This window comes from Williamsia muralis, assembly GCF_051487485.1.
In the GTDB taxonomy this organism is placed as follows: domain Bacteria; phylum Actinomycetota; class Actinomycetes; order Mycobacteriales; family Mycobacteriaceae; genus Williamsia; species Williamsia muralis_B.
Genome location: NZ_JAHVCV010000001.1, coordinates 124,472 through 145,071, shown reverse-complemented (window position 1 = coordinate 145,071; position 20,600 = coordinate 124,472). Strand labels below are relative to the sequence as shown.

21 protein-coding genes are annotated in these 20,600 nt (G+C 62.9%); 7 read left to right on the top strand and 14 right to left on the bottom strand.

Features of this window, described 5'->3' with window-relative positions:
* The first annotated feature begins 2 nt into the window (after positions 1-2).
* Together KXR83_RS00730 and KXR83_RS00725 are read left to right on the top strand one after the other, a co-directional pair.
* Positions 3-929 carry a ferritin-like domain-containing protein gene (locus KXR83_RS00730; protein WP_437423143.1) on the top strand — a complete coding sequence of 309 codons (927 nt, stop codon included), beginning with the start codon at positions 3-5 and terminating at the stop codon, positions 927-929.
* A complete protein-coding gene (locus tag KXR83_RS00725) occupies positions 926-2,431 on the top strand; it encodes a flavin-containing monooxygenase (RefSeq protein ID WP_437423142.1) in 1,506 nt (501 codons plus the stop codon). Before KXR83_RS00730 ends, KXR83_RS00725 begins: the two co-directional genes overlap by 4 nt.
* Before the next feature lie 125 nt (positions 2,432-2,556).
* Here the strand turns inward: KXR83_RS00725 and KXR83_RS00720 are convergent, their stop codons facing one another.
* From KXR83_RS00720 to KXR83_RS00685, 8 genes are all read right to left on the bottom strand, one after another.
* Positions 2,557-3,171: a Type 1 glutamine amidotransferase-like domain-containing protein gene (locus tag KXR83_RS00720; protein ID WP_437423141.1), complete on the bottom strand. Its 615-nt coding sequence runs from the start codon at positions 3,169-3,171 to the stop codon at positions 2,557-2,559.
* Between the two features lie 70 nt (positions 3,172-3,241).
* The gene (locus KXR83_RS00715) at positions 3,242-4,612 is read right to left on the bottom strand and encodes an outer membrane protein assembly factor BamB family protein (protein ID WP_437423140.1); all 1,371 of its coding nucleotides are present in this window, start codon (positions 4,610-4,612) and stop codon (positions 3,242-3,244) included.
* Positions 4,613-4,614: 2 nt separating this feature from the next.
* Positions 4,615-5,955 (bottom strand): hypothetical protein, encoded by a 1,341-nt coding sequence (locus KXR83_RS00710; RefSeq protein ID WP_437423139.1) that lies wholly within the window; start codon positions 5,953-5,955, stop codon positions 4,615-4,617.
* A gap of 112 nt (positions 5,956-6,067) precedes the next feature.
* Positions 6,068-6,427 (bottom strand): DUF2834 domain-containing protein, encoded by a 360-nt coding sequence (locus tag KXR83_RS00705; RefSeq protein ID WP_437423138.1) that lies wholly within the window; start codon positions 6,425-6,427, stop codon positions 6,068-6,070.
* An 84-nt stretch (positions 6,428-6,511) separates the two neighbouring features.
* Positions 6,512-7,384 carry a DMT family transporter gene (locus KXR83_RS00700; protein ID WP_437423137.1) on the bottom strand — a complete coding sequence of 291 codons (873 nt, stop codon included), beginning with the start codon at positions 7,382-7,384 and terminating at the stop codon, positions 6,512-6,514.
* Positions 7,385-7,530: 146 nt separating this feature from the next.
* Positions 7,531-7,935 carry an SRPBCC family protein gene (locus KXR83_RS00695; RefSeq protein WP_437423136.1) on the bottom strand — a complete coding sequence of 135 codons (405 nt, stop codon included), beginning with the start codon at positions 7,933-7,935 and terminating at the stop codon, positions 7,531-7,533.
* 75 nt (positions 7,936-8,010) lie between these two features.
* Positions 8,011-9,294, bottom strand: a complete 1,284-nt coding sequence (locus KXR83_RS00690; RefSeq protein ID WP_437423135.1) for a lipase family protein — start codon at positions 9,292-9,294, stop codon at positions 8,011-8,013.
* A 133-nt stretch (positions 9,295-9,427) separates the two neighbouring features.
* Complete coding sequence (locus KXR83_RS00685; protein WP_437423134.1) at positions 9,428-10,048, bottom strand: TetR/AcrR family transcriptional regulator; 621 nt, start codon at positions 10,046-10,048, stop codon at positions 9,428-9,430.
* 180 nt (positions 10,049-10,228) lie between these two features.
* Between KXR83_RS00685 and KXR83_RS00680 the strand changes: the two genes are divergently transcribed.
* Positions 10,229-11,257, top strand: a complete 1,029-nt coding sequence (locus KXR83_RS00680) for a Rieske 2Fe-2S domain-containing protein (protein WP_437423133.1) — start codon at positions 10,229-10,231, stop codon at positions 11,255-11,257.
* A 63-nt stretch (positions 11,258-11,320) separates the two neighbouring features.
* Positions 11,321-12,406, top strand: a complete 1,086-nt coding sequence (locus tag KXR83_RS00675; protein WP_437423132.1) for an NAD(P)H-dependent amine dehydrogenase family protein — start codon at positions 11,321-11,323, stop codon at positions 12,404-12,406.
* Positions 12,407-12,418: 12 nt separating this feature from the next.
* Here the strand turns inward: KXR83_RS00675 and KXR83_RS00670 are convergent, their stop codons facing one another.
* The 4 genes from KXR83_RS00670 to gdhA all read right to left on the bottom strand — a co-directional run bounded on the left by KXR83_RS00670 (position 12,419) and on the right by gdhA (position 16,030).
* A complete protein-coding gene (locus KXR83_RS00670; RefSeq protein WP_437423131.1) occupies positions 12,419-12,811 on the bottom strand; it encodes an STAS domain-containing protein in 393 nt (130 codons plus the stop codon).
* Between the two features lie 217 nt (positions 12,812-13,028).
* Positions 13,029-13,529 carry a hypothetical protein gene (locus KXR83_RS00665; protein ID WP_437423130.1) on the bottom strand — a complete coding sequence of 167 codons (501 nt, stop codon included), beginning with the start codon at positions 13,527-13,529 and terminating at the stop codon, positions 13,029-13,031.
* A 209-nt stretch (positions 13,530-13,738) separates the two neighbouring features.
* On the bottom strand, positions 13,739-14,623 hold the full coding sequence (locus tag KXR83_RS00660) for an LLM class flavin-dependent oxidoreductase (protein WP_437423586.1): 885 nt from the start codon (positions 14,621-14,623) through the stop codon (positions 13,739-13,741).
* Positions 14,624-14,686: 63 nt separating this feature from the next.
* A complete protein-coding gene (gdhA, locus tag KXR83_RS00655; RefSeq protein WP_437423129.1) occupies positions 14,687-16,030 on the bottom strand; it encodes an NADP-specific glutamate dehydrogenase in 1,344 nt (447 codons plus the stop codon).
* Positions 16,031-16,204: 174 nt separating this feature from the next.
* Here gdhA and KXR83_RS00650 point away from each other — a divergent pair, with 174 nt between their 5' ends.
* From KXR83_RS00650 to KXR83_RS00640, 3 genes are all read left to right on the top strand, one after another.
* Positions 16,205-16,615 carry a PLD nuclease N-terminal domain-containing protein gene (locus KXR83_RS00650; protein ID WP_437423128.1) on the top strand — a complete coding sequence of 137 codons (411 nt, stop codon included), beginning with the start codon at positions 16,205-16,207 and terminating at the stop codon, positions 16,613-16,615.
* An 84-nt stretch (positions 16,616-16,699) separates the two neighbouring features.
* Complete coding sequence (locus KXR83_RS00645; RefSeq protein WP_437423127.1) at positions 16,700-17,173, top strand: TspO/MBR family protein; 474 nt, start codon at positions 16,700-16,702, stop codon at positions 17,171-17,173.
* A 95-nt stretch (positions 17,174-17,268) separates the two neighbouring features.
* Positions 17,269-17,931, top strand: a complete 663-nt coding sequence (locus KXR83_RS00640) for a gamma-glutamylcyclotransferase family protein (protein WP_437423126.1) — start codon at positions 17,269-17,271, stop codon at positions 17,929-17,931.
* Between the two features lie 13 nt (positions 17,932-17,944).
* On the opposite strand, the gene KXR83_RS00635 is transcribed toward KXR83_RS00640, so the two are convergent.
* Together KXR83_RS00635 and KXR83_RS00630 are read right to left on the bottom strand one after the other, a co-directional pair.
* Positions 17,945-18,970: an aminotransferase class IV gene (locus KXR83_RS00635; protein WP_437423125.1), complete on the bottom strand. Its 1,026-nt coding sequence runs from the start codon at positions 18,968-18,970 to the stop codon at positions 17,945-17,947.
* A gap of 43 nt (positions 18,971-19,013) precedes the next feature.
* Positions 19,014-20,528 carry an amino acid permease gene (locus KXR83_RS00630; protein WP_437423124.1) on the bottom strand — a complete coding sequence of 505 codons (1,515 nt, stop codon included), beginning with the start codon at positions 20,526-20,528 and terminating at the stop codon, positions 19,014-19,016.
* Positions 20,529-20,600 lie beyond the last annotated feature (72 nt).

Sequence of the window (20,600 nt, the reverse complement as noted above, 5' to 3'; positions counted from 1 at the left end):
CGATGACTCAGAACTTCGATTTCGATGCCATGCTGGACAAGATCAAAGACCGTCAATGGGCCCTCGCCGACATCGACTGGGACGCACCGGGTGCGGAGCTGATCAGCCCCGAACTGCACGCCAAACTCAAGCCGTTCATGTCGGATCTGATGTGGATCGAGAACGTCGGTGCCCGCGGCTTCGCCGCCATGGCCCGCAAGGCCCCGACCGAGACCCTCCGAGACATCTACCGCCACTTCCACGCTGAGGAACAGAAGCACGCCAACGCCGAACTGGCGCTGATGCGCCGGTGGGGGATGCTCGAGAACGACGAGATCCCTCAGCCCAACGTCAACGTCAAACTCATCATCGACTGGCTGGACAAGTACTCCGACCAGACCCCACTGGCCGTGCTCGGCACAGTGATTCCGATGCTCGAGGTAGCCCTCGACGGTGCGCTGGTGAAGTTCATCGTCGATGAGATCGACGACCCGGTGTGCCAAGAGGTGTTCAAACGCATCAACGCCGACGAGTCACGGCATCTCGCAGTCGATTTCGAGGTCATCGAGCTGCTCGGACATGCGAAGATGCGCAAGATCATCGTGGAAACCGTCGGCGCCTGGATGCACCCGTCGCTGATCATCGGCACCCTGCGTTACATCCCGTTGCTGAACAAGATGCGCGACAACATCGTTGCGATGGGTGTTGACGAGGAGCGTCTCTACACCGCCATGAAGCGATTCAAGAAGGTCGGTGAGCGCACGCCGTTCCCGAAACGCTTGCCCATGTACCGCTTCATCGCCTGGCACGGATCGGTGGTGATCAATCGCGACCACCCGTACCATTACTTGGCCGATTCGATGGTCACTCTGACCGCCAAGTACCCCAAACGTCTGCTCCGCAGCCAGCCCACCTGGTCGAAGGAACTGACCTACGAGCCTGTCGCATGAGCGGCCGTGAGGTGTTGTCCGTTGCCGTCATCGGCGGCGGTTTCGCCGGCGTCGGCGCGGCGATCCGGCTCAAGCAACGCGGCATCGGCGACATCGCCATCTTCGAGCGGGGCACCCGTCCCGGGGGGACGTGGCGTGACAACACGTATCCCGGTGCAGCGTGCGACATTCCGTCGCGGCTGTACTCCTACAGTTTCGCGCCGAACCCGGACTGGTCGCACACCTACTCCGGCAGCGAGGAAATACTCGCTTACGTCGATTCGATGATCGACAAGTTCGAGCTGGGCCAGTATTTCCGGTTCGAACACAACGTGGCCGATCTGACCTGGCACGAGGACTCGTCGCTGTGGGAGGTCACCATCGACGACCGCGAGCCGGTCTTCGCTCGCGCCGTTGTCATGGCATCGGGCCCCCTTGCCAACGTGAGCCTCCCGAAGATCCGCGGCATCGAATCCTACGAGGGCGAGAAGATCCACAGCGCCCGCTGGAACCATGACTACGATTTCGCGGGCAAAAAGGTTGCCGTCGTGGGCACCGGGGCGAGCGGGGTGCAGATCGTGCCGGAACTGGTCCGTGTGGCGGACTCGGTGAAGGTCTTCCAGCGCACACCCGGCTGGGTTCTTCCGCGCACCAACCTGAGCACACGGCCGGTGACCCGCGAGGTGTATCGACGCCTGCCGTTCACGCAGTCGCTGGCTCGCAAAGCCTGGTTCTGGGGCCACGAATCCGTCGCCTTGGGTGTGGTGTGGAAGTCGCCGCTGACCCGCGTGGTCGAAGGGGTGTCCAAGCTGCACCTGCGCGCTCAGGTGCGCGACCCGTGGATGCGCCGTCAGCTCACACCCGAGTTCCGGGCCGGATGCAAGCGGTTGCTGATGACCAGTCAGTACTACCCGGCTCTGCAGAAGGACAACTGCACTCTGGTGACATGGCCGATAGCCAGTATGTCCCCGAAGGGGATTCGCACGGTCGAGGGAATCGAGCACCAGTTCGACGCCATCGTCTTCGCAACGGGGTTCGACGTCTCCAAGGCGGGCACACCGATTCCGATCACCGGCCGCGGCGGCCGAGTCCTCGCCGAGGAGTGGAGCAAAGGCGCGTACGCCTACAAGTCCGTTGCCGTCTCGGGATACCCGAACATGTACTTCACCTTCGGTCCGAATTCCGGCCCAGGCCACAGCTCAGCGCTGGTGTACATGGAAGCGCAGATCGACTACATCGTCGACGCCATCGCCACCGCGGTGAACCAGGACTTCGTCCTCGACGTCCGCGCGGATGTGCAGGCGGAGTACAACGAGGATCTGCAGCGACGGTTGACCAAGACCACGTGGAACTCGGGCTGCTCGAGCTGGTACCTCACCGAAGACGGCTTCAACGCCACCATGTACCCCGGCTTCGCGACGCAGTACGTCAAACAGCTCGACACGGTTGTCTTGCCGGACTACTCGATCACGGCCGCGAACACCGCCGGCGTGGATGACGCTGTTCTGGCTGGGACTCCGTGATCTTCACAGCCAACTAGGGGACCCAAGCCCCACCGCTGCAGGGATACACGAGGGGAGTGATGCGGAGAACCGCATCACTCCCCTCGCTCGTATGTCCGCCGGGAGCTAACGCGCAAGCTGTGCCGTCAGGACGGGACCACGGAGCGGGAACTGCCCGAGACCAGCAACGCCTGGTCGTCAGCGAGAAGCCGCAGAGTGAATCGCGCACCGAATCGATGTCTGAGCTCGTCGATGATCGCCCGACCCGACACAATGCCGTCGGCGTGGGGCACGATGACTTCGTCGATCCAGCCGAGCCCGGATGTGGAGTCAAGACTGCCCGCCTCGGCCGGATCGTCGAGCAGCGCGAGCGGTTCGATATCTGCGCCGATGACGCACGCACCTGCACTGGCGCCGATGTAGGGCAGGCCGGCCTCGACGCGTTCGGTGAGGACATCGGCGAAACCCGTGCGCCGCAACACCTCGAGCAAGTGGAAGACGTTGCCGCCGGAGACGAAGACGGCATCAACCGCGTCCAAGGACTTTGCGAGGTCGATTGCCGTCATGGCTTCGATGTCGAGTTCGACTGTAGGCCAGCCCTGTTCGTGGAGAGTTGTGCGATCGAAGTCCACCCAGGCTCGGTCGTCATAGATCGACGATGCGGTCGGAATGAAACCGATGGTTGCGCCAGGGCGGGTTCGGGGCGTCAGGAAGCCCGGTACCGCCGACAACCATCGGCTCACCAACAGGAGTTCAGCCACAGCACCAGCCTGCCACGTTGCGTATTGGGACCGGCAACTATTGCGGTGGGCACAACAGCAGTATTTCGCGTCAGAGCGGGGTGAGGCCGATCATCCGGCGGTCGGAGGAGAGAATCCACCCATTGTCGTACGGTGTCACCGCACGGCCCGAACGGAACGTCTCGGGATCTGCGTCGATGGCCACAAATGGCGCTGTCCACACCATCTCGCCGGTACCGATGTCGACTGCCATCAGCGCCTCGGACCCGGCGACCAAGCCGGACCCGGTGAGCAGCCCGCCGCCGGCCGAGAGGGGGGTGAAAGAACCGTCCCCATCGGTGCGCCACATCTGCTTTCCTGTTCGCAGGTCGACGCCCATCGCGCTAGAACGCGTCGGATCGCTCAGGTAGGCCATGTTCCCGACAATGGCCGAAATGGTTCCTGACCGCCCAGCGACGAGATCCGGGTTTTTCCAGAGAAGTTCACCGGTGGTGCGGTCGTACGCAGAATCGCCGAGAAGGACGGGGTCCTCTGCGTCGGCGTGCTCGAATACCGGATGCTGCACTTCCGGACTCTGCGATGTCGCGAGCACCTTCCCGTCCGGGGCCCGAAGAATTTGCTCTGACTCGGTGTCGCCGGACCCACAGCCGCTGTTCGATTGCACCACAACACCTCCGGACTCGAGGGTGGCGCTGGAGACGCAGCTCTCGCCGCTGCCCCACAACAAGTTGCCGGAATGGGCGTCGAATTGGGCCATAGAGACGCCCATCCGGACGAGCCCGACCCCGTCGGCCACGGTCAGTACGCCCGACTGGTACATGTCCCATCCGCCGCTGACGTCAAAGCTCTGCGTCCAGTTGGCAGAAACGTCGTCGAAGCTGCCCGAATGGACCCGTACCCCGCCGTCTTCGGGGCTCCCTTCGATGATGAACAAAGCGTCGGCGGTGGTCGTGATGCCAAAAACGGACTCCTCGACGGGATGCCTTTCGGACGCACCCGACTTCAGGTCGTATGTGACGATCGCGTGCCCATCGGTTTGTGCGTAGCAGTAGATCTTCCCCTCGATCGGCTGCGCGCTGCATTGCTCGAGATCCGCGGCGGGCGCTCGCCAGCGGACAGAACCGTTTTCGGGGTCGACACCGATCAATGCGGCCTCGTCGAGGACGTACCTATCGGTCGGGATACCGACAAGTGTCACGAGAGTGTCTGCTGCCAGGATGAATCCGGGGGTGCCCGACATATACGACGATCCCCCACGGGGATCAGAGAAGTCGGCGAAAGGACGGCCCAGGTACTCCGCGGCATCGAGCGACCAAGCGAGCCCCGGCGTGTGTTCGTTTGTCCCGGTGATCTTCTTGACCGACGTCGGACCCTGGTCGGCCACCACGACCGCCGCTGCAGTGACCGTCACGACGGCGGCTGCCGCAGCTGCGATAAGCGCCCGCGTACTCCTGTTGGGCACAGCTACAGCTCCAATCCGTCTGTGAGTGCAATCGATTCGAGCTCCTCCAACGAAAGTGGCGTTGTGGGTACCACGGCGCTGGAACTGACGGAGATCTGAGTTCCACCGGGACGCGTCACGATGACGGAGTTGGTAATCTCCCTCTGCGAGTTGTCGGGACTGTACGTTGCTGAGAATGAACCGGAGGACTGTTGCGTCTGCACGACGGTCCCGTCAGGAAGCGTCCGCATCTCCCGCTGGTCACTCGACCCGGGGACCGGGCGTTCTGCGGTAGGAAGTGGCTGACCTCCGGTGATCGATATCTTGAGTCCTGCACCGTCCTTCACGCCCGGATTGTCTGAGCACAGAACATCATTCCCGGACCCGCCCGGTTGCAATGGATTCAAGCGCGGCCCACCGAGGTCGAGGGTGGCAAGCACAGAATCCAGCCTCTGCGCCTGCTGGCGGTCAATACGTGGGGCGTTCAGGTCACTGTTCGAGCCAAAAGAGTGGCGACAATCTTGTGGCGGCGGGGGTGTGCCCGGCGGTGCGGGGGTGCTGACGCGAAGTCGAGGGTCGGTGACGATTCGCACCAGGTCATCGATCGTCAGGGGAACCTTGCCGGTCTGCTCGAATTGTCCGTCGCCCGAATTGTCGTATGAGGTTGCGTGAATCCATGATTGGTCGGACACGTACGCGTGTGCGGACCTTGTCAACGTTCGGACCTTGTCCACTTCGCGCCACGTGTCTTGTACATCGACCACGATGCCCTCAGCCGTGGTGCGACGCTCATCGAGATAGCCCGCCACACATGCGGGAATAGGGTCGGAGTTCTTCTGGACCTGTAGGAAGACGCTGCCTTTGGCGTCACCGTTGACCATCGCGGCAGTAGCGTAGGTATAACCTTTCGGCTCTGGTTGCGCGTCGCCGAAGTCAGAGATCGGCTGGAACACAAGTGACCGCTCCGGGCTTGCGAACTCGATCTCGGCACTTGGGGGCAGCGACTCGACCGCAGCGTTCGACATCGCGGTCGCCTTCGGGCCGTTGAACCAGGGGAATTTGGGGTTGTCGTAGCTGTCTTCGGCGATCGAGAAGCTCGAAGTGTACTCAGCCTCGCCTGGTATTTCGACCGTCTCGCACCCCGGAATCGGTGCGGTCGGGTCCACAGGTTCTTCAACGATGTCGACGTCCACAGGCGCAGCCGGATCGGGCTCCGTCGTCGATGTTGTTGGAAGCGTAGTCAGTTCCGGATCCGGCGATGGCCTCAGCAGACCGGCCACCGCGATCACCAGCGCTACGACGGACACCATGGTCAGCGCGTAGGTCCATGCCTGCTTCGCGCGTGACGATTCCTGCTCGTTCATCCACTTCCTCCCCGTTGCGGACGCTACGGCAGCGATGGCGATAAGGCCAGCGCTGGCCACCTCGGCCGGTGGCTACAGCGCCGTAACGGGCCCTACTACCTAGATGCGAGGCTCACCCGCGGCGCTCGAGAGCACGATCCCGAGCGAGCAGGAAGAAGGGGATCGCGGTTGCGATACCCACACCGAAGGTGAGCACAAAGGACGCGACCCACCATCGGATGATGTTGAGTTTCTTCGCTTCCGAGAATGCCCAGATATGGAATCCGATGACCACGTACATGAGGTCGACCATCGCGAAGCGGCCCGGCGTTGTCTTGTGGATGTCTCCGATGAAGAAGTCCAGCACCGACTTCGGGCCGTTCTCGCGGACGTAGGGAATTGCGATGGCGTTCTGGGTCACCAAGGCCGCCACGAACGTGACCATGAGTGACCGGCGCCGCCATATGTCATTGGTGGTGGGTGATTTCGACATTTTGCTCCTCTGTCCTGAGTTTCAGCTGCACAAGTCTCATCTGCAATATTCACGTCGGGGCCTAGCTGACTCTCGTCAGTCACTTCACTTTGCGTCGACCACTTCCTCACTGTCGGCGGCACTTCGGGCCAGTGCAACTGCGGCGGCGACTGTGGCGACGAGCGCGATGGCCAGGATCGCGGCCACTGCCTTGTCGGCATGCAGGTACTCGCCGAGCACAACGAAGCCAAGCAGCGACGCGACCATCGGTTCCATCACCGTGGTTGCCGGAAGCGAGGCCTGCAATGCGCCGACCTGAAAAGCGGACTGCTGCAGCGAGATAGCGATCACCGCCACAACGATCAGCGCGTAGGGTTCCACTGACGTGAGCAGCGCACCGGGGCCGCGCCCGACGAGGTGGACAACCCCTTTGGTCAACACTGCTGCAACGCCGAAGAGTGCGCCTCCGGCGAGTCCGAGAAGTAGCGCACGCCGCGACCTGGACCCGGTCCGCGACAGCAGCACACACGCTGCGACAAACGGTAAACCGATGGCGCAGATGATGATCCAGTGCTGCGTCTCGGCGCGTTCGACACCGGGCCGCGGGTCGCCCACCACTACGAGTACGGCGACAGACAGGGTCAACGCCGCCGCCCACGCCCAATCCAGTGGTCGGACGGTACGTCCGGAGAACTTCGCGCCCAGCGGTAGGGCGAACAGCAACGACAACACAAGAAGGGGCTGCACGAGCAGAAGTGATCCGAGCCCCAGCGCAACCGCCTGAAGGCCGTAACCACCGAATCCCACCAATGTGCCCAACCACCATTCCGGTCTGCGGACGAGTGTGGTGATCGGCCCGAGTGCGCCCACGTCGTCATCGCTGATCACCGACGCCGACCGCTGTCGGATCACCGTGCCCACCGCGATACACAGAGCGGCGCCGATCGCGCACAGAACCGCCAGGAACGAGTTACTCACTCACAGAACGTACCGTGAGCGCATCACGTCCAGCAGTAGTTGTCTCGCAGCACAGGAGATGACACCTGATGTCGGATGATCCGATCTGCACCCGCGTGAACGGCGGCGAAACAGCGCGTGTACCAACGGCTGTAGATGTGTTCGCCTCAGGAGACGCGCTCTGCGGCGAGGCGCTCGATCCGAGGCACCGCGATCGCCATGATGCTCAGGTAGGCCGGCGCCCACACCGGCACAGCCATGCTGAGCACGCAGCCGCCCCGTGTCGGGATCACCTCGTGCCGAGTGGCGGGCACACCCGCCACTCGCCAGGCCCATACCCGGCCGTCGATGAACTCGTTGATCTCGAACGGCAGCGGCACGCCGACCGGCGTCCACACCTTGCCGTGGGCTCCCAGCTTCAGCGGCCCCGGCTCATCGAGTTCAGCGCCAGCAACTGTCGGGCCCCACTTCGGCCATGACGTCAGATCCACCAGGACGTCCCACACCGCATCCGACGGCAACGACATTGAGAGTTCCACAGTCGGCATTCGATGTCGGAAACCCAGGCGCATGGGTAGGGCGTAGCCAGAACGCCTCGGATTCAAACCGGTCTCGCCGGTGCTGCTGGACCGAGCCGGATGGAGCGGTCAGGGAATCGGTGTGGGCGCGAGGCTGTTGCCGGGGGGAATGCCGGCGCAGTTGCTACGGGTGGGGATACCCGCAAAACGCTCGGTCAGGTACTCGAAGCCTTGTGCTTCGAACGGTGGGAACGATTCCTGATGCGTGAGACCGTTGTACTGCGCGTAGGTGACATCGACTCCGCGGCCGCAGTATGCGTGGGCCAGACCGACCACGTCGTCGGTGACCATGATGGTGTCGCCGATGGGGTCGGCATGCCCGACAGCCAGGAACAACGGCGCCTTCGGGGTTCCCTGGCTACCCATGATGTTGTCGTCGATCGCGCCGACGACCTGCGGCACCTGCAACAGCGAGGTGTACGGGGCCTTCACCATCTGCGCGTCCGTCAGGCCGGGATAGTCACCGGCAAAAGTGGCGATGCACTCCGAGCTCACTGTTTGCATCAGCTGCTGGCCGTAGTCGGAGATGAACTTGCTGGTGTCGAGGTTGTAGGCGCGCTGGTAGGCGACGATCAGCGCCGGGATCACGCCCGCCCACTTGGTGCCGCCGCTGATGTAGGGAAGGTTGTGGGCGAGGTCGACAGGCAATCCTCCTGCCGCAACGCCGATGATGTTCAGTTCGGGCGCATACTTCGGCGCCACTTCGGCACCCCACTGGGTGGGTACCGAACCGCCTGAGTACCCGAGCAGGCCGACCGGGGTGGAGACCGGCAACTTCAAGAACGCCTCAGCAGCCCGGACACCATCGAGCGCGGCATAGCCGGACTGGCGTTCGATGGTCCACTCCAGCTCTTCACCCTCGTAGTCGGGCGCCACCACGGTGTATCCGGCGGCCAGGTAGCCGGCGATCACCGCTTGCTCGGCCTCGGCGATGGGACTGGATGACCCGCCGCTGAGTGTGTACGACGGATCGCACTGAGACCCGAGCGCGTCGTAGGCCATGTGGTACGAGATGAGTTTGGTAGGTCCGGGGACCAGCGGTCGCAGGACTGTTGCGACGGTGACCGCGCCTCTGCCTTGTTGATCGGTTGTGCGGTAGAGAACCTGGTCACCAGTGATCGGGGTGTCGAGCGTCGGGGTCCGGAAAGTCATCGGCCGGCTCCTCAGTACCGTGCCCGGCGTGATGTCGGTGAGCGACCCGTCGTAACTGTAGAAGGGGTCGGCCGACGGAAGCGGTGACCCGGGCCCCGGATCTGCCTGCGCGGCAGGGACACCCGCCAGGGCCAACGATCCGACGAGGAGACCTACTGCGGCGATGACACGGAGGGCGAGAGTCCGACCACTAAATGACATGGCGATATTAGAACACCGGTGTCGCGACCGCGGTGACAGTTCGACGACTGTTCACGAAACCTGATGCACCGCAACAAAACAACGATCATTCATTTCAGTTTTGGGAAAAGTCATTCGCTAGCGGATCCTGCGGTTACTGCGAGTGCAGGTAAGCGATGATGGCGTGAACCAGCCCGTCGCGGGCGTCGTCGAGGTCACCGTACGTTCCCAGGGTTCGCTCCGAGGTGATGCCGCGCATGGCTGCCGGGATCAGTGCCGCCATCTGCCGGATTCGCACCGGATGCACACCCAGGTCGGCGAATGCACGCTCACACGCATTGTCCCAGCGTGGTTTCCACGAAGCGAGCTCGGCTGCGGTGAGCGGGAAGTCGCGCTCTAGCTCCGTGCGTTCGCGAGGCAGCGCAGCACGCAGAGTCTCGATCGCCAGCGATTCGGGCGATCGCAGCCCGACGTACATCGCCTCGATGAGCCCGGTCACCCGTTCTTCGAGGGTGCCACCCGGCTTGACGTTCGCGGGCAGATCGCCACGTTGCTCGGCGGTGTAGCGGAGTACGGCGGCCCACAATCCGTCGATGTCGCCGAACTGGTACTTCACCACGCCCCAGGTGGCGCCGATGTCCCGGGCGATCCGGTTCCCGGACACGGCGCCGGGGTCGCCCGTTGCCAACGCGGTGATCGCGGACTTGATCATGCTCTCGCGGGTGGCGATTCCTCGCTTGTTCGCCCGCCTGCTCGGCGCCGCCACTTCGGTCATGACAGCTGATGGTAGTCGGTGTCGGCCGCGACGCCTACTTTCAAAGAACCCTCTTTACAAGTTTCACAGATGGTTCTACGGTTGTGGTCAGCGCGGCCGCCGCAGGGTGCGTGGTCCATTCGAGTGGCTGCTCGGCGTCTACTGCGGCACAACGTAATTCGGAGAACGTGGAGGTTCGGAGTGGCCAAACCCACACTGTCCATGAAGCCCACCGGCTGGTTTCAGGTGGCATGGTCGGCCGAGGTCACCGTGCGCGAAGTCCACCGGATGACGTATTTCGGTCGCGAGATGGTGGCATGGCGAACCACGTCGGGCCAGGTGGCGGTCTTCGACGCGTACTGCGAACATCTCGGCGCGCACCTCGGCTACGGCGGACATGTGGAGGGCGAGAACCTGGTCTGTCCGTTCCACGGATGGGAATGGAACTCCGAAGGCCGGAATGTCTGCATTCCCTATGAGAACCATCCGAACAAGGGCCGTCGGATCCGCAGTTACCCCGTCGTAGAGCGAAACGAATCCATCTGGATCTGGCACGACGTGGAGGGCCGAGCTCCCTACTTCGATGTTCCGGATGTGTTCGCCGATTTCGACGACGGCAAGAGCGCGGACGACTATTACCCATCGTTCCCCGTCGGCGTGCTCTACCGCGAACGTCTCGAACTGCATCCGCAATACATCATGGAAAACGGCGTGGACTTCGCCCACTTCAAGTTCGTGCACAAGACGCCGTTCATCCCCGAGTTCACCCGGCAGGACTTCGACGAGCCGGTCTCGTACGTCGACTTCACGGTGGCCTTCGACGATGCGGTGTCCGAAGACGATGTCAGCAGCGGGGTGGAGGCCATCAACGGTGGACTCGGCGTGGCGGTCACCAAAAGCTGGGGCATGGTCGACAACCGCACTCTGTCCGCGGTGACCCCCGTCGACGACAACACGTCCGATGTCCGGTTCACGGTGTGGATCGGGCGCAAGCCCGGTGACCAGTCCGCAGAGATGAACGACTACGCGAAGACGATGGCGAACTACATCATCGAACAGTTCGCGGCCGACATCAACATCTGGGCGCACCAGCGGTACTCCGACCCACCGGCGCTCTCGCGCAAGGAGTTCGAGGGCTTTCGAGCCCTGCGCGCCTGGGCCGCGCAGTTCTATCCAGATGAGCAAGACCGCGCCCACGCTCGCACGTCGACAGTCGAGGCCACGTCGTGATCGGTGGTCGAACCGCGGGTCCGATGATCCGTACACAAGCCGAGATCAACAGGGAGACAACACATGAGTGCTGCTGAGAAGATTCGCGTATTCCAGGTGGCCACAGGAAATGTGGGAACCGAGATGATCAAGCGCATCGCAAGTCATCCCGACCTCGAGCTGATCGGCTTGCACTGCTACACCCCGGAGAAGGTGGCCCGGGACGCGGGTGAGATCGCGGGACTGGCAGCAAACGGAGTCATCGCCACCGGATCAGTGGACGACATCATCGCTGCGAAGCCGGATGTGTTGACCTTTCACGGGGTGTTCCCGGACGAAGAACTGTACGAGCGTGTGCTCGAAGCCGGCATCAACATCGTCACCACGGCCGATTGGATCACGGGGCACCACAGAAACCAGAACCACCCGCACCCGTCCGGCAAGAAAACCACCGAAGTCCTCGAAGCCGCTTGTAAGCGTGGAGGTTCCACCTTCTATGGCACCGGTATGAACCCGGGACTGTGCCAGATACTCGGAGTTGTCCACTCCGCCGATGTGGCAGACATCGAGAACGTGACCGTCATCGAATCCGTGGATGTGTCGTGCCACCACTCGGTGGAGACGTGGAAGGAGGTCGGGTATGGACGTCCCATCGACGACCCGTCGATCCCCGGATCACTGGAGAAGTACACGAGAGTGTTCTCCGACAGCGTCTACATGATGGCCGACTGTTTTGATCTGAAGCTGGACGAGGTCAAGTTCTCCTACGAGCTGGGTGCGTGCACCAAAGACGTGGACCTCGGGTGGTACCAGATGCCGAAGGGTTCGCTGGGCGCGAATTACATCAAGTACCAGGGCATGGTGGACGGTGTGCCGCGGGTCGAGTCACACCTGGAATGGCAGATGACGCCGCACACCGCGCCCAGCTGGGATATCAAGGGTTGCTACATCACCCATATCCAGGGCGACCCGAACATCTACAGCAAGCACATGATCTTCCCGAAACCCGGAGTGCGGCTTGACAATCCCGAAGATTTCGCCTCCATCGGCATGACCGTCACCGGTTTGCCCGCGCTGAACTCGATCCGCTCGGTGGTCAACGCGCGACCAGGAATCATCACAAGCGCAGACATGCCCTTGCGGGGCATGGCGGGCCGTTTCAAGCTCTGAGCCCCCAGCCGATCAGGACGCGTCTTGCAGGCCGGAGGCGCGGCGGATGTCGACGACCGGAGCAGGTGCTTCGGTGAGCAGGCGCTCGTCGGCGAACAGTTCGAGGACCTGACGCGCTGGACGGACCGGCGCGAAGACCCTGAAACTGTCGGGCCGGTGAGCGTATGCCTCGAGCACCACGTCGACGGCGGCAGAAGAGAAGAAGTTCACCTGAGACAGGTCGAGTACCACCTCTGAGTAGTTGCTGATCGCTGCATTGATCACCGCCAGCAGCTGCGGAGATGTGACCATGTCTGCATTGCCGCTCACCCGGACGACTGCGTGTGCGTCGGTGAAGGATTCGACACTGATCTCGAACGGCCATTCGTGGTCGGAGAACTCGGTTGCCAGGAAATCTGTGCTCATTGTTCTGCCTTTCTCGTTCGATACGGGAATCCACGCAAACTCGGGCGTCAGGTTGGTGGGTCTGTTTGAACAGTAGAAAGTTGCACTCACCCAAGCAATACTCACCGAGCTTTGGCGCGCAATCGTGACGAACGGTAACGGAAAGGTAACGGCGGGCGAGGTGCGCCCCGGATGTGCAACCACGGCGCCGGCGCGCACCTCTGCCGGTGTCAATCGATCACGGCGCGATGAATCCGCCACCGCCAGGAAGGGAGGGCTGGCCCGCATTCGGGTATGCGGACGATCCCTTCAACGAAACCGTGAAGGCGACGGGCCCCGATCCGGTGTTCACCGTCTGGTGGGTGGGGGCGGGATCGAGGAAGTAGCGGCAGGGTTTGACCGTGCTGCTCCCGCGAATGCCGGTGGAGAGATTGATGTAGTTGATCTGCACAAGTGCGCCTGCTGCAGTGGTCGAACATGTCACCGGGCTCGCGGGAGCGGAGAACGTGGTGAGTCCGGGAGCTTGCGCACTGGCCTGGACTGATGCCAGGAGAGGGCCGCCGGTGAGGAGGCCACTGATCTGTAGCCCGATTGCCGGAATCTGGTAGACGGTGACCGGCGCTGCGGTCAGCGTCGGTCCGACTGGAGCGGCACTGGCGGCCGGTGCGGTCGCCACCGAGATGGCAAGCGCTGTCATCGCGGCCCCTGCTGCTGCCACGCACCTTTTCACAAATCGCATTCCTGACCTCCACGCTGTTCGGGATTCTCGAACGTATTTTGATTTCGTCGAACAATCGCAAAGCAGAATTGCGATGCGATCGTATTGTCGATATCGAAGAATCCCGGCCGCCGTGTTACCTACCGAACAAAGGTGGTCCAAGTGAATGACGTTCGTTCGATGGAGTCGTCTGTTCGATCAAACCGTTTGGGCGAGATTTCCGGATCGGGCTAATCGCGAAATGCCTCGACCACGTCCGCAACCCGTTGCAGTTGACCGAGGTCTGAACTGGTCGGGATGAGGTGGATTTCGTCGGTTCCGATGGCAGCGAACTTCGCCAGTACCTCGGCCAGCTGATTCTCGTCGCCCGCCCAGCCGGTGGTGGGAGCGATGGCGTCGACGAAGTCGGCAGGAATCCAGTTCATGTACCGACGTAGGTGATGGTGGATCTGCGCGCGGGCGGGTTCGGGATCGCCGAGTGCGAACCAGAAGGACGTCGCCAGATGCGGTGGCTTCTTACCCGCCTCCGCCCACGAGGTGGTCGCGACGTCGAACAGCTCTTTCTGCTTGTCGACGTCCAGGTCAAGCGTGGTCCCGGCCAACCCCTCAGCCCAATGTGCCGCAGAGCGAACCGTTTTCGGGCCGATGGTTCCCACCATCAGCCGAGGCCCGCCCTCCTGCTCGGGTGGGGGACCAACGGGGAGCACCGAATCGGTGATCCGTTCGCCGGCCCACACCCGTTTCATGATCGCGACGCGGTCGGCCATGCCGCGGATGGTCTGAGTCTTCGGGTCGGCGCCGACTGCTCGATAGTCCTCGTGCCGTCCGCCCACCCCGAGCCCGACCGTCAACCGCCCGCCGGAGAGCATGTCGCCCGTCGCGAGCGCCTTCGCCAGCATGACCGGGTCGTGGAGCTGGGGCACGATCACCGTGGTGACCAGCTGCACCCGATCGGTCCAGGCGGCAACTGCACCCAGCATCGTGAGACTGTCCGGGTTGTCGAAGGCCATACGCTCGCCCCAGCAGATGGACGAAAAAGGCCCATCGTCAACGGCTTTCGCCCATTGTTTGAGAACAGTTGCATCGAGATCCGGTTCCATCACCGGCAACGTCATTCCGACCTGCACGAACCTGATCCTCCATCATCGTCCAGGGTGGGGTGCCGGTTTCGCCGAACTTCAGATCAGGCCCTGCGCGAGCATCGCGTCGGCAACGTGGGTGAATGCGCTGATGTTTGCTCCCGCGGTGTAGTTGCCGGGAAAGCCGTAGGCCTCTGCGGTGTGCAGGCACCGATCGTGGATCGAACGCATGATCTCGGCGAGCCGTTCCTCGGTGTGGTCGAACGACCACGAATCCCGGGACGCGTTCTGCTGCATCTCCAGAGCGCTCGTCGCCACGCCGCCGGCATTGGCTGCCTTGCCCGGAGCGAATCGAACACCGGCGTCAGAGAACAGCTTGATGGCCTCAGGTGTGGTGGGCATGTTCGCGCCCTCGGCCACGATGCGGCAGTCGTTGGCGATGAGCGCTTTCGCGTCATCGGCGTCGAGTTCGTTCTGCGTGGCACACGGCAGTGCGATGTCGACCGGAACATGCCAGATACTCCCGGCCGTGCCGAGCTGGGCACCCCGGCCTCGTGCCTGCACGTAATCTGCGATCCGCCCACGCTGATTGATCTTGACGTCTTTGAGAAGCTCCAGGTCGAGGCCGTTGTCGTCCACCACGTATCCGCTCGAGTCAGAGCAGGCCACCGCGATCCCGCCGAGTTGCTGGATCTTCTCGATGGCGTAGATGGCAACGTTGCCCGAGCCTGACACTGCGACACGTTTGCCGTCGAAGGAGTCGCCCATGGCTGCGAGCATCTCGCTCACGAAGTACACCGTGCCGTATCCGGTGGCTTCGGTGCGGACCTGCGAACCACCCCACGACAAGCCCTTCCCGGTCAGAACTCCGGACTCGTAGCGGTTGGTGATGCGTTTGTACTGGCCGAACAGGTATCCGATCTCTCGTCCACCGACACCGATATCACCGGCGGGGACATCGGTGTGCTCGCCGATATGCCGGTAGAGCTCGGTCATGAACGACTGACAGAACCTCATCACCTCGTTGTCGGAGCGGCCCTTCGGGTCGAAATCCGCCCCGCCTTTGCCGCCACCGATCGGCAAGCCGGTGAGGGCATTCTTGAATATCTGCTCGAAGCCGAGGAACTTGACGATGCCGAGATACACGCTGGGGTGAAAGCGCAGACCGCCCTTGTAGGGGCCGAGTGCAGAGTTGAACTCCACCCGGAACCCGCGGTTGACCTGCACGCCGCCGGCGTCGTCGGTCCACGGCACTCGGAAGATGATCTGCCGTTCGGGTTCGCAGAGGCGACGGATGATCGCAGCGTCCGTGTAGTGAGGGTGTTTGGCCACCACCGGACCGAGACTGTCGAAGACCTCGCGTACGGCTTGGTGGAACTCACCTTCGGCGGGGTTGCGGGCGACGATGTCCTCGTAGAGGTCATGTAGCTTCTCATCGATCACTTGGAACAGTGCTCCCTCTGCGGTCTTGTCGAGGTGTCGGACGTGCCGTGTTGCCCGATCAGCCTATCGATCGACAGAAATTGCCTTTCGCCGGAGATGTCCATCGCTCAGTGTCTATTCACGCTGCGGCCATCGTGAAAGAGTTGCGCCGATCATGTGACCGAGGGGGCGAGCGTGCCGTTGTACTACCCGTACTGGTGGGGGATGTATTGGTGGGGGCCGTACATGCCCTACGTGACACTCATCGTGCTGATGTTGATGATCGCCTCTCTTGTCGACATCGTCGGCGGGGAAGGTGAGCCGAAAGGCATGCCGCGGTGGGGCTGGCTGCTGTTGGTGATCATCCTCCCGTTTGTCGGACCGGTGGTGTGGTTTCTCAGCGGTCGCCCTCGTGTCCGCAATCGTCGCCGGCCCGCCGACCGTGGCGCCGGGTCACTGTTTCCCGAATATGACCGCAAAGGCCGGTTCGTCCCGCAAGACCCCGTCGCGGACGCGGAGTTCTTGCAGCGCTGCCGCGAACGAGCTGAACAGCAGCGGCGTGACGCCGATCTCGAATGGCGGCGGCGCCGGCGCGAGGAACGCTGACAGCCCGTCCGGTCACGCGAAACCCACTCGGACCTGCGAACCGACGACGTACCGTTGGCAGAGTCGTCGAAAAAGGGGCCCGATATGCGCTCACTGGTCAAGACATCCGCCGCCGCAGGTCTGGCAGCAGGCATCGGCGCGCTGGCGTCGCAAGACGTGAACACCCGCTGGTACCGCAAGCTGTCGAAGCCGCCGTTCCAGCCACCGTCCGTCGCGTTCCCGATCGTGTGGACCGCGCTCTACAGCGATGTCGCCATCAGCTCAGCAGTGGTGGTCGACCGGCTGCATGAGCAGGGTCGGCACATCGACGCGGCCGCGTTCGAACGCGCGCTGTACCTGAATCTTGTCCTCAACGGATCCTGGACCTGGGTCTTCTTCAAAGCGCATCGTCTCGATGCCGCGACCGCGACCGCAGGTGTGCTCACGCTGAGTTGTGTCGATCTGGTTCGGCGCGCGCAACCAGGGTCACCGATGGCTTCGGCGGCGCTGGTTCCGTACGCCGCGTGGTGCGCTTTCGCGACGGTTCTGTCGGCCGCGATCTGGCGTCGTAATCGCTGACCGCAGAATGTGCAGGCTTTGTGTTTCCTTACAGACGTTGCAACACCTGTAAGGAAACACAAATCCTGCGTTTGGGCGCCGGTATTGTTGTGCCGGTGTCCGAGGGCGACGACGACCTGACGGCCCGGCCCATGGAGTACCCCGGCCGAGCTGTCGCGGGCACCGGCGTGCTCGTACGCGGCGAGTACCGCCAGCTTGCAACGGTGGAGGACATCGAGCGCGAACTGCACAGGGCGGCGAAACCTGCACTGTCGCAACGCCGACCGGTGGTCGCGGTGGGATCAAATGCCTGTGCGGCGGTGATGAGGCGAAAGCTCTCGAAGGTCGATGGATGTGTTCCCTTCCTCCGTGGCACCGTCAGCGACATCTCGGTCGGTCACAGTGCGCACCGCAGCGTCGCCGGATTCATCCCCGCGGCCCCGTTCCGTCGCCCCGGCCCGCCGATCCCGGTGGTGATGACAATGCTGACGCCGGAACAGCTGAGCGCCGTCGACCGCACCGAGCCCAACTACCGCCGCGTCGAGATCGAGTGCGACACCGCCGGGCTCGGAGTCGGTACGGCGGAGGTGTACGTCTCGCTGTGGGGTGTGATCGCACCACCGGGCGAGGAACCGTTCGGTCTGACCTCACAACAGCTGTTACACAACGAATTACGAGCCCGCTGCCCACGATTCGGCGTCACCGAGCCTCCTTGCGCCACCGTCGCCTTGTCGAGGGTGCTGGCGGAGGAAGGCTGGGTGGCCGACAGCAACCTATGAGACGAGCCGAAAGTCAGTATTCGATCGCCTCGACGAGAGGCGACGGCTGGTCCATCAGCGCCCAGAACCTGTCTCTGATCGCAACCGTCATCGGACCGGGCTCACCATCGCCCAGTGCCTCGCCGTCGAGTGAAGTGATCGGGGTGATCCCACCGGCGGTGGTCACTGCGATCAGTTCGTCGGCCTCGTACAGCTCGCGGCTTGTGATGTCGCGCAGGGTGAACTCAATCCCCATGTCGGCCGCAAGCTCCATGACCGTGAGCCGGGTGATGCCGGGCAACGCATTCCGTGACGGGGACGACAACTTGCCATCCTTGACCATCACCACGTTGAATCCTGGACCTTCGGCGACGCAGTTGTCCGAGTCGAGCAGGATGGCGGTTCGGGCGCCGCGGTCCTTTGCCTCGAAGCTTGCGGCGGTCAGGTCGCCCCACTGGTAGTTCTTCACCGTGGGATCCACCGTGTTGCGTCCGGCGCGGCGCACGTGGCGGGGCACGATTGCCGACGTGCCGAAGATCTGCTCCTCGGGCGGAAATGCCCACAGGTATGGAATTGCGTAGATGTAGATCTGAGACGTCAACTTGCTCAGGTCTTTTTCGCCCTTCCGTGCCCCGTAGCCGCGAGTGATCGTGATGTTGACGAAGGACTCGCGTAGTTGCGACAGACTGACGCATCGCTTGGTGATGTCTTCGACCTCTGCCTTCGACAGCGGCGACTGCAAACGAAGCTTTCTCGCGCCGTCGAAGACCCGGTCGATGTGATCCTTCAGTCGGAAGATGTTGCCATGCCACACATGTGCCACGGTGTACGTCAAGTCTGAGTGGCCGAAACCGGTGTCGAACAATGAGATCCGAGCTTCGGCTGCCGGAACGTACTCGCCTTCGATCCATGCTGCGCCGCCGGCGAACGGGCTCGATTCGTCGAGTTCGTAGTCGCTGTACTGGATCACCGAGCCCGGAGGTGTTGGTTCCCGGATCGCGCCTGGCGCGACGCTCACGAGGTTGCTGGCGGAGTAGTCGATGTCTTTGCTGATGGTCATGTTCGAAGTCCTTTCGATGGTTCGATTGGGAGGGAGGTCTGCTTCAGTCGTGCGTGGCTGCGAAGTCTTTGCCGGCGTCACCACGTTGAAGGCGTGGTCGCAGTGCAGCCACCCACCAAAGGGCGCCGACTGCAACCACTCCCAGGAACACCCAGCCGTTGCCTGCGAATTGCGGGAGCACGAGGAGGGCGATCTCGACAGCACAGAAGACGATGAGCCCGACGATGTAGATGGGCATGCGGGCGCGTCCGAGATCGAAAGTCCCCGGCTCGGCAGCAGGGATGGTGCCCCGCCGGGCTCCGACGATCAGGCCTGCGGTCTGGAGGATGTAGACGGAGAAGAATGCGAGGGTCGCGATCCCGAGAATGTAGGTGAAGGCCTGCTCGTTGACCAGTGCCGACATCAACAGTCCCGCTGACAGGAGTCCCAGCGCGACAACGGCATACATCGGTGTCTGCCGGGTGGGGGACACCCGGCGCAGGATTCCCGAGAACGGAAGCATGTTGTCACGGGCCATCGAATAGGTCAGGCGGGTGGCGACCAACATGTTGGCGAGCAGGCACGCAAGAATGTTGGTGAGCGCGATGGCGATGATGATTTTGGTGGCCACCGAGCCCACCTGCTGGTTGAGGATCTCCTCGATCGGGGACACCGTCGCCGCTTCCAGGGCGTCGGTGTCGCGGATCGCGAGAACGTAGACGATGTACATCGCCAGTTCGATGACAACAGAGGTGGCGAGAGCGTAGAACATCGTGCGTGGCACCACATGTCGAGCCGATTTGGTCTCCTCGGCCACGTCGGCTCCCGCTTCCACGCCGAGCAGGCCGAAGAACGGTCCGAGGGCCGCCGCAAGCCACGCGGCCACATACGTGTCGTGATCGCCCTGGGTTCCGCCGGTGAAGAGAACCGAGATCGGCTGGTGGTCGTCGTGGATCAGCAGCGCGATGACGGCGATGACGATGGTGGCACCGACGGTGATGAGCAGTTCCAGGCTGACGCCGATGTTGTTGACCGTGGTAGCAAAGCGGACACCGTAGATGTTGATGAGAACGCAGACCGCCACCACGGCGATGGTCATCAAGATCTGCTCGGTCTGAGTCATGGTCCAGCCGACGACCCCGCCGAAGTAGCCGGTGAAGACGTATCCGACACCGGTCATTCCGCTGATCCAGCCGATGAGGGCGACATAGCCGGTGAACCAGCCGAGATCGGAACCGTTGATCCGACTGGTCCACTGATAGGCATAACCGGCCAGGGGGATTTTGGCGGCGAGATCAGCGGCTATCAGAGCCCAGATCGCGAACACTGCGGCGGCGAGCACAAGAGTCCAGACGAACGGTGCCCCTGCGGTGAAGTAGCCGGTACCGAAACCGGAGAACACCGCGGTCGTCGCGCTGATGGTTGCGAAGCCGATGGCGAACGACGCGAGCTTTCCGACCGAGCGATCGAGCTTCTGCGTGTACCCGAACTCGGCGAGTTTCGCGTCTTCGGAATTGCCGGCGGCGGCCGGTGCTGCAGCGCGACCGGCGGGAGGCCTGTGCGCGGTGGTGTCTGTCATGGTGGGCTCCAGGTGAGGCATTCGAACGATGCGTGGCTACGACTACGGAGCCGACTGCGGTTAGACAACCCC

Coding starts and splice junctions, on each gene's coding strand:
- KXR83_RS00730 (WP_437423143.1), top strand. CDS start 3: ATGACTCAGAACTTCGATTTCGATGCCATGCTGGACAAGATCAAAGAC.
- KXR83_RS00725 (WP_437423142.1), top strand. CDS start 926: ATGAGCGGCCGTGAGGTGTTGTCCGTTGCCGTCATCGGCGGCGGTTTC.
- KXR83_RS00710 (WP_437423139.1), bottom strand. CDS start 5,955: ATGAACGAGCAGGAATCGTCACGCGCGAAGCAGGCATGGACCTACGCG.
- KXR83_RS00705 (WP_437423138.1), bottom strand. CDS start 6,427: ATGTCGAAATCACCCACCACCAATGACATATGGCGGCGCCGGTCACTC.
- KXR83_RS00695 (WP_437423136.1), bottom strand. CDS start 7,935: ATGCGCCTGGGTTTCCGACATCGAATGCCGACTGTGGAACTCTCAATG.
- KXR83_RS00690 (WP_437423135.1), bottom strand. CDS start 9,294: ATGTCATTTAGTGGTCGGACTCTCGCCCTCCGTGTCATCGCCGCAGTA.
- KXR83_RS00685 (WP_437423134.1), bottom strand. CDS start 10,048: ATGACCGAAGTGGCGGCGCCGAGCAGGCGGGCGAACAAGCGAGGAATC.
- KXR83_RS00675 (WP_437423132.1), top strand. CDS start 11,321: ATGAGTGCTGCTGAGAAGATTCGCGTATTCCAGGTGGCCACAGGAAAT.
- KXR83_RS00670 (WP_437423131.1), bottom strand. CDS start 12,811: ATGAGCACAGATTTCCTGGCAACCGAGTTCTCCGACCACGAATGGCCG.
- KXR83_RS00665 (WP_437423130.1), bottom strand. CDS start 13,529: ATGCGATTTGTGAAAAGGTGCGTGGCAGCAGCAGGGGCCGCGATGACA.
- KXR83_RS00660 (WP_437423586.1), bottom strand. CDS start 14,623: ATGACGTTGCCGGTGATGGAACCGGATCTCGATGCAACTGTTCTCAAA.
- KXR83_RS00645 (WP_437423127.1), top strand. CDS start 16,700: ATGCGCTCACTGGTCAAGACATCCGCCGCCGCAGGTCTGGCAGCAGGC.
- KXR83_RS00635 (WP_437423125.1), bottom strand. CDS start 18,970: ATGACCATCAGCAAAGACATCGACTACTCCGCCAGCAACCTCGTGAGC.
- KXR83_RS00630 (WP_437423124.1), bottom strand. CDS start 20,528: ATGACAGACACCACCGCGCACAGGCCTCCCGCCGGTCGCGCTGCAGCA.